This is a genomic window from Enterococcus sp. S183_ASV_20 (assembly GCF_018919685.1).
GTDB classification, from domain to species: Bacteria; Bacillota; Bacilli; order Lactobacillales; family Enterococcaceae; genus Enterococcus; species Enterococcus faecalis.
In genome coordinates this window covers 1-7484 of record NZ_JAHLRI010000085.1, presented here as the reverse complement: position 1 = coordinate 7484, position 7484 = coordinate 1, and the positions used below count along the sequence as shown (strand labels likewise).

General features: G+C 35.5%; 8 protein-coding genes and 1 pseudogene. 2 read left to right on the top strand and 7 right to left on the bottom strand.

From position 1 onward, the window contains the following. Window positions 1-172: 172 nt before the first annotated feature. From KQI94_RS14805 to groES, 6 genes are all read right to left on the bottom strand, one after another. On the bottom strand, window positions 173-583 hold the full coding sequence (locus KQI94_RS14805; protein ID WP_002356537.1) for a GtrA family protein: 411 nt from the start codon (window positions 581-583) through the stop codon (window positions 173-175). A gap of 217 nt (window positions 584-800) precedes the next feature. Beyond that, window positions 801-2348: a glucosaminidase domain-containing protein gene (locus KQI94_RS14800; RefSeq protein ID WP_002368883.1), complete on the bottom strand. Its 1548-nt coding sequence runs from the start codon at window positions 2346-2348 to the stop codon at window positions 801-803. A 16-nt stretch (window positions 2349-2364) separates the two neighbouring features. Beyond that, complete coding sequence (locus KQI94_RS14795; protein WP_002368881.1) at window positions 2365-3075, bottom strand: hypothetical protein; 711 nt, start codon at window positions 3073-3075, stop codon at window positions 2365-2367. 23 nt (window positions 3076-3098) lie between these two features. Next, window positions 3099-3818: a winged helix-turn-helix domain-containing protein gene (locus KQI94_RS14790; RefSeq protein ID WP_002368880.1), complete on the bottom strand. Its 720-nt coding sequence runs from the start codon at window positions 3816-3818 to the stop codon at window positions 3099-3101. Between the two features lie 303 nt (window positions 3819-4121). Beyond that, window positions 4122-5747, bottom strand: coding sequence for a chaperonin GroEL (gene groL, locus KQI94_RS14785; protein ID WP_002362559.1), 1626 nt, complete (start codon window positions 5745-5747; stop codon window positions 4122-4124). Window positions 5748-5804: 57 nt separating this feature from the next. Next, window positions 5805-6089, bottom strand: a complete 285-nt coding sequence (gene groES, locus KQI94_RS14780; RefSeq protein ID WP_002356531.1) for a co-chaperone GroES — start codon at window positions 6087-6089, stop codon at window positions 5805-5807. Between the two features lie 232 nt (window positions 6090-6321). On the opposite strand from groES, the gene KQI94_RS14775 reads away from it, so the two are divergent. Both KQI94_RS14775 and KQI94_RS14770 read left to right on the top strand, forming a co-directional pair. After that, window positions 6322-6498 (top strand): hypothetical protein, encoded by a 177-nt coding sequence (locus tag KQI94_RS14775; protein WP_002356530.1) that lies wholly within the window; start codon window positions 6322-6324, stop codon window positions 6496-6498. 18 nt (window positions 6499-6516) lie between these two features. Then, complete coding sequence (locus KQI94_RS14770) at window positions 6517-7170, top strand: type II CAAX endopeptidase family protein (protein WP_002356529.1); 654 nt, start codon at window positions 6517-6519, stop codon at window positions 7168-7170. Window positions 7171-7212: 42 nt separating this feature from the next. Here KQI94_RS14770 and KQI94_RS14765 read toward each other — a convergent pair. Then, window positions 7213-7484: pseudogene (locus KQI94_RS14765) on the bottom strand (redox-sensing transcriptional repressor Rex); the annotation flags it as partial.

Below are 7484 nucleotides of genomic sequence, written 5' to 3'. Positions count from 1 at the left end.
AATTTATTCCTCAATATTTTTGAACAGTGAATGTTTGAAGTAACTTTTTAGTCAAAATCAGTTGATAGGGATATTAGTGATACATATTTCAATAAAATGTGCCAAAGAATTAAAGCTATGAATTATTCAGGTTATATTATAACAAAAAAATTTTTTTTAGCCTAAAATCTGCTTAGACCTCTTTTTCTTTAAAAATGAAAAATTTACTGAAGAAATAATTTAAAATCACTACTACAACTTGTGTAATCATTTTCGCCCAAAATGATGAAAAATGAATGCCATCAATTAGGAGAATCATTAAACCCATATCAGCCACAAAAGATAAAATTCGGTACCAATAAAATAAGCCCATTTCTTTAAAAAAACCAGCTATGCTTTCATGCTTACTTGCGAATACCCAATATTTATTCGTGAAAAAGGCAAATAGAACAGATAAAAACCAACTAATTGTGTTACTTATCTTGTAATCCAGCCCTAACACATTTTGACAAACAAAAAACACAACTAAGTTGACGACAGTCGTTGCACCACCAAAAAATAAATAAGCCAGTACTTCTCGGTATTTACGAAATAATTCTTTCAATTTTCACGCATCCTTTCAACTAATCATTTTATCAAACTTCGGCAAGAAAACCTATCTATTTTGTGTAAAGACACAATTCTCTTGCTAATTTTACTATTTATTAAGTATTTATGAAAAACATAGTAAGAGAAGAGGAGAAGTTCATCCATGGATGAACTTCTCCTCTTCTCTTCGTCTAATAATATATGACTCCATCAACCAATAAGTTAAATCAGCATTAGTCCTTTAGCTTAGGAAGTGCTATCGTTTGTCCTTCGGTTAATACAGAATACGTTAAGTCATTTGTCTGCTTGAGGGCGGTTAAGGAATAGCCCGTTTTTTTTGCAATTTTTGCGAGTGTCTCTCCTCTTTTTACTTCATAATACTCAGTAGACTCTGTTTTTGAGTCATTCGCTTTACCATTTGATTGCTCTGCTGTTTTCAAAGCATTAGTCACCGATTTACTGATTATTAGTGATTGAAGTAACGCTTGTTCTTTCGGTTCTAGAGAAGTCGCCGCTGTATGCTGAGGAATCGTGATTTTTTGGCCAATATAAAACATTTCTTGAGTCTTTGAATTTTGTTTTAAAATGGCTGTTGCTGACACACCAAACGTCTGGCTAATGGTGGCGAGAGAATCTCCTTTGCTTACTTCATAGATGACTGCTTCTTTTTTTAGCTGTTCTTTGACTGCTTCCTTATCAAACGAAGGTTTCTTTTCTTCTGCCAAATTAGTCACTACTGGTTTCTTCTTTTCTTGATCGTATTCAGTTAATTGATAGGTTTCAATCAACGCGTTTAATTTTTTATCGTAATATGTATCCGTTGCATAACGACCTGTTAAAAATTTTGTTGCCTGCTGATAATTCGTCGTGTTTGCTTTCAAAACGCCGTGATAAAACGTTGGATTACCAGCCAGCCCATTGATGATTAATTTACTATAGTCTGTTAATGACTCTTTATAGGATGGATACTGACGAAAATCGGCATGAATGGTGGTCATCTTCCCTTTACCATCATCTTCTTGTGTGGGAAAGCTGACACTTTGACCTTGATAAGCGCCTTTAATGCCAAACAAATTATAATTAGGCGGCGCTGCTAACGCACTATTGCCCGAGCCACTTTCTAAAATAGCTTGAGCTATCATGACAGAAGCGTATAGATCATGTTGCTGACCAATAACTCGTGCTTCTTCACCAATTTTTCTAATAAACTCAGAAGTAGAAGCATTCTCTTGAACAACAAAATTTGCCTCGGCTTGTTGTTGAATTCCTGCTTGCTTTTCCTTTTCTTGACTATTGTCTATCTCTGAATGTACCAACGGCTCTTTGGTCTTTTCAGTTAATGTAGAATTTTGTGGTTCCTGATTATGAGGTGACTTCTCAGTGAGCGCTTTACGCTCTTCAGATACTGGTTGCTCATTTTGTAACGATTCGGTTGGTTTAGTACTAGCAATTGGCTTTTCTTGTGGCGGTAAACTATTTTCAGATTCTGAAGGTTCCACATTATTTTCCTGATGGTCACTGCTGTCATCTTGTATTGAACTTTCTTGTTGTTCAGACGAACTTATTACTGTTTCGTTCAGCGTTGAAGAAGTAAGAGTTCCTTGGTCTTGATTGACTTGGTCCGCTCTTTTTTCTTCCAGCACTAGCTGTCGGTTTTCGTGACTCGTTTCGGTCTCCTCTTGAGCGATTAATGGTTCCGAATTGTAGTAACTGGCGCCAGCATAAGTCCCTAAGACTCCAAGACATACCAACTTCAAATATCTTGCCTTTCTTTTTTTCATCGCATTTCTCCTTCATTTACCTCTTTATTTCTGCTAATAATTGCTCTATCTGTTGGTACGTTCCTGTTGATTCATTCTTGATTGTCAGCATTTGTTCACAATAAGCTTGGTACTCTCTTGCCACTTGCTTCATGCGTGTTAAAGTTGCTAAACGTTGTTCCATTTCTTCATGAACTGTTGCAACTTGTTGGTTGGCTTGACTAATTGTTTCTTTTGCTTGACGTTTGGCTTCTAATAACACTTCGCCAATTTCTTTTTGAGAAAGCGTAACGGCTGTGTCTAAATTCTCTTCACTGGTCTGTCTCTGTTGCATCTTTTCTTCAGACAATTGTTTCTGTAAAGAAGTGATAGTTGTTTCTTTATCACTTAATGTTTCTTTAACATGTTTAAGTTGAACATCTTTTTCGACTACTTGTTTTTGTAATGCTTCCACTTCATTGGTTTGCATTAATAATTGCTCCGTTAGCTTTTTAATGGATTGCTGATATAGTTGATTTTCTTCTTCTAGTTTTTCAACAAAAGAAAATGACTCTTCTGACAGTTCAGTCGGCACTTGTTGCTGGACCTGTTTTACTTTTGCGGATTGCTCTTTTGCATAAACGAACTCGTCATCAAAGATTGCTTCCTCTGTTACCTTTGGTTGTGCTTTACCAGATTGTTCATTTTCAAAATCCGGCATCTTCTCATACTCCTCATCTTCATTGTTTTTAGTCAAAAATTGCCACATTTGTTTCTCCTCCTTCGTACCTTTTACACCGTTAACATATAGCCTTTTGAGCGAATTGTTTTGATATATTGTGGTTTGTTCACATCTTGTTCAATTTTTTTACGCAAATGGAAAATCACATTAGCGACACGATATTTTCGTTCATTCGCAGTATCTTTCCAGACATTTTTGTAGAGTTCTTCATATGTAATTGTTTGTCCTGCGTGTTTGTATAAATACTCTATTGTGAAAAATTCCAATTTTGTTAAAAGAATTTCTTCTCCACTTCCCAAGCAAACACTCAAATTTGGCGCAATTAAATACAATCTCTCAGAAAGATTCTTAGTAACGGTTTGTTCCTCGTTTGCACTAACTAATTTAGGATAAAAACGTCTTTTTACACGTTGCAATAAATTACTCATGCTTAACATGCATTCTTGACGATCATAAGAATGATCAAAAACGCCATCTGCACCTAATTGTAAATAAATAATTCGATTGACTTTACTAATTACTTCTGTCCGAGAAAATAACCAAATCGGTAAATCTGACTGCTTGCGAATCGTCATTAATAACTCACAACAAGTATTTACTTGCTGGTGGTCAGTAACTTCAATCACTAATCCATCAATATGGTGCAAATGAAGAAGTATATTTGTTCCTTGGATGATCTGACATTCTACTTGATTACTAACAAACCAATTTTGACAGTATTCTTTTGTTTCAATTGTCAAAGGAACGACACCAATTGTATATTTTTCCATTTTTCCACCTCAATCTTCCTAATATTCCCCTTCAAAATATAATAATTTTTATTTATATTCTATTAATAAATAAAAATTACCAACTACTAGTTTTCAAAAAATGATTGTTATTACTAAATTTTATCGAATAAAAACAAGGCTGTCTAGCTAAAACGAAGCCTTTAAATTATCATCTTTTTTGTTAAATGAGTAAATATTTGAGAAAATACTATAAGCAAAGATATTATTTAGATTATTTATTCTTTATGTAAAAAAAAGCTTACGATTTTTCAATCGTAAGCTTTTAGAATACTTTTTTTATTTTTACATCATACCGCCCATGCCCATTGATGGATCCATCATAGGAGCTGGTGCAGCTGGTTCTGGTTTGTCTGCAACAACTGCTTCAGTTGTTAATAATAAAGCTGACACGGAAGCTGCATTTTGTAAGGCAGAACGAGTTACTTTTGTTGGGTCAACAATACCGGCTTCAACCATGTTTACCCATTCACCGTTAGCTGCATTGAATCCGATACCTAAGTCAACATTTTTTAGTTTGTCAACAATCACTGATCCTTCATAGCCAGCATTTTCAGCGATTTGACGGATTGGTTCTTCTAATGCACGAACGACAATCTTAATCCCTGTTGCCACATCGCCTTCAGCTTCTAGCGCAGCGACTTTACCAATTACATTGACAAGTGCGGTACCACCACCAGAAACCATGCCTTCTTCTACAGCGGCACGTGTTGCGTTTAATGCATCTTCAATTCGTAATTTTAATTCTTTTAATTCTGTTTCAGTTGCAGCACCGACTTTAACGACAGCAACCCCGCCAGCTAATTTAGCTAAACGTTCTTGTAATTTTTCACGATCAAAATCAGACGTTGTTTCGCCGATTTGGTTTTTAATTAAATGAACGCGGGCATCAATGGCTTCTTTTGAACCAGCACCTTCAACAATTGTTGTGTTATCTTTGTCGACAACTACTTTGCTAGCATTTCCTAAGTTTTCAATAGTTGTGTCTTTTAACTCTAATCCTAAGTCGTCAGTGATTACTGTACCACCTGTTAAAATAGCAATATCTTCAAGCATCGCTTTGCGGCGGTCACCAAATCCTGGCGCTTTTACTGCGACAACATTAAATGTACCACGGATTTTGTTCAATACTAATGTTGGTAGAGCTTCTCCATCAACATCATCCGCAATGATCAATAGTGGACGGCTTTGTTGTAGAATTTGTTCTAATAAAGGTAAGATATCTTGAATATTTGAGATTTTTTTGTCGGTGATTAAGATATATGGATTTTCTAAAACAGCTTCCATTTTATCGTTGTCAGTAACCATGTATTGAGATAAATAACCGCGGTCGAATTGCATTCCTTCAACCACATCTAATTCTGTTTCAATCCCTTTTGATTCTTCAATGGTAATTACGCCGTCGTTACCAACTTTTTCCATTGCATCGGCAATTAATTGGCCGACTTTTTCAGAACCTGATGAAACAGCAGCGACTTGTGCAATCGCTTCTTTTGAATCAACTACAGATGAAATATTGTGTAATTCTTCTACTGCTGTTTTTGTTGCTAATTCAATCCCACGACGAATACCTAATGGGTTAGCTCCAGCAGTTACGTTTTTTAAGCCTTCACGAACAATGGCTTGTGTCAAAACAGTCGCTGTTGTTGTTCCGTCACCAGCAATATCATTCGTTTTAGAAGCAACTTCTGAAACTAATTTTGCGCCCATGTTTTCAAAATGATCTTCTAATTCAATTTCCTTAGCAATTGTTACTCCATCGTTAGTAATCAATGGTGAACCAAATGATTTTTCTAAAACAACATTACGACCTTTAGGGCCTAATGTCACTTTCACTGTATCTGCTAATACATCTACTCCGCGTAGCATTGCTGCACGTGCATCTTCTGCAAATTTAATCTCTTTTGCCATGATTTCTTCACCTCATAATTTTTTTCTTCTATTATATTATTCTGTAAAAGTTGTTTATTATTCAACAGTGGCAATAATGTCTTTGGCTGATACAATTAAGTATTCTACGCCTTCGTATTTCACTTCTGTTCCTGAATATTTTTCAAACATTACTGTGTCACCAATTTTTACTTCCATCGGAACTTTTGTGCCATTTTCAAGCACACGACCTTCACCTACTGCGATAACTTCACCTGTTTGTGGTTTTTCTTTTGCAACGGATGCAAGAACAATTCCTCCAACAGTTTTTTCTTCTTCTTTCGCGACTCTAATTACGACGCGATCGCCTAATGGTTTTAACACAATAAATCCCTCCAAATAAAAAGTTTTCGCTTATTTTAGCACTCGATACACAAGAGTGCTAACTCACACTATTTATAATACTCATTTCACTCTAAAAATGCAAGTCTTTTCTCTCTTTTTCTTGTCAATTATAAGATACGCATTTTTTATTGCGTATTCTTTTTTCATGGAATGTTTTTCCAATCCTTTAATTCATGGTAAAATAAGTTGACTACGATTGGAGGCGAATAAAATGAAACAACGTTTACTTACAGCACTAATAGCAACCTTCGTTTATTTTGTGATAGCGAATTTAGGAAATCTTGTTTTCAGTGTCACAGAAGGAATTGTTTCGACACTTTGGGAATCTCTTTTCTTTTTCTTATTCGTTTTTCTTTTATTAGGATATCGCAATAATCGTAAAAAATAATTATAGAAAGGATTAACCATGACCTTAAGAAAATCAAGTTTATTTATTTTAGTCACATACATTATCGCTTTTTTCGGGCCGTTACTTTTTTCGGGTATTTCTCCCAATGCAGCGATTAATGTGACAACTGCTCTCTACATTATTGGTGCCCTTGTAATGATTGGCATCTTTTTAAAAACAACAGAACCTTCTCCTTTAGAGGAAACAGCAACCTTGAAATCACCTATTTTTATTTTTTTACTAGGTGTTAGTGGGATTTTCATTGCCATGCTGATTCAAGGCGTTACTTTCGCCATTGAAGTAGCCATCACAGGAGAACAAGCTACTTCTCAAAATACACAAGCTATTGTAGCGGTGATTTTGGCAAATCCTTTATTTATTTTGGCAACTACTATCGGTGGTCCGATTATGGAAGAATTCGTCTTTCGTTATGCATTTATCCATTTAATCCAGCCTTTTACAAATTTCTGGATTGCGGCTACTGTTAGTTCGGCGATTTTTTCACTCGCACATGCCGATGGTCACTTTTTTGTTTATTTCTTTATGGGATTTTTCTTTGCTCTTTTGTACAAGCAAACTGGAAAAATTTGGACCTCAATTATCGCCCATTGCGGCATGAATACGATTGTGATTATTGTTCAACTACTTTTGCATAATGGTGCAATTCAATAAGAAAAGGGCCTTCGTCTAAACGACTAGGCCCTTTTCTTTTGCTTATTCTTCTTCGTCAATCAATTCGTTGTCATGATGTAAGAAATAAATCAATGTTTGTAATTCGTTGGTTAAGTCAACATTTTGAATTAATACTTCAGGTGGCGCTACTAAACGCGCAGCCGTAAAGTTTAGAATTCCTTTAACCCCTGCTTCGGCAAGTTTGTTCACAACTTCTTGCGCTTTGCGAGCTGGAATAGTTAAAATAGCTACTTCGATTTGTTGAACACGGATTTGTTCCATCATATCTTCCATTGGATAAACCGGAATACCGT